Origin of the sequence: Streptococcus parasanguinis (assembly GCF_001578955.1) — a bacterium.
Classification (GTDB): domain Bacteria; phylum Bacillota; class Bacilli; order Lactobacillales; family Streptococcaceae; genus Streptococcus; species Streptococcus parasanguinis_U.
The window spans coordinates 1-361 of record NZ_KQ969750.1; the positions used below are offsets into that span (position 1 = coordinate 1).

A 361-nucleotide genomic window follows, 5' to 3' on the forward strand; every position below is an offset into this window, starting at 1 on the left:
GGGAAGAAGGGCATCAAAAGCTCCAGGTTCGTCTGTTTCCCAGTAATAGATATTACCAGAAGCTTGAACAGCTTTTGCTCTAGTCGTTGCTGTACGAATTGGGTTCACATCTGCTTGATAAAAGTTTGCTGTCGTAGTAACCGTTCCGTCCGCAGCCACTGTCATTTGGACATCTTTTGCGATTTCAGTTGTACCTGTCCAAGTCCCTACCAGCTCTGCAGGAACCATTTGAGATGAATCTGTAGCTTTGTCACCACTTGTTGTATTAGACGCTGTGGTTGTTTGACTTGATTGTGTTGTTTCTTCTGAACTAGATTCAGTTTCTTTTGTATTTTTCTTTTTAGAAGACTGATTTGTTTTA

At 41.3% G+C, this 361-nt stretch carries 1 pseudogene; it reads right to left on the minus strand.

Annotation, left to right across the window (positions count from 1 at the left end):
• Positions 1–361 (minus strand): annotated as a pseudogene (locus SPADD19_RS11075) (hypothetical protein); the annotation flags it as partial.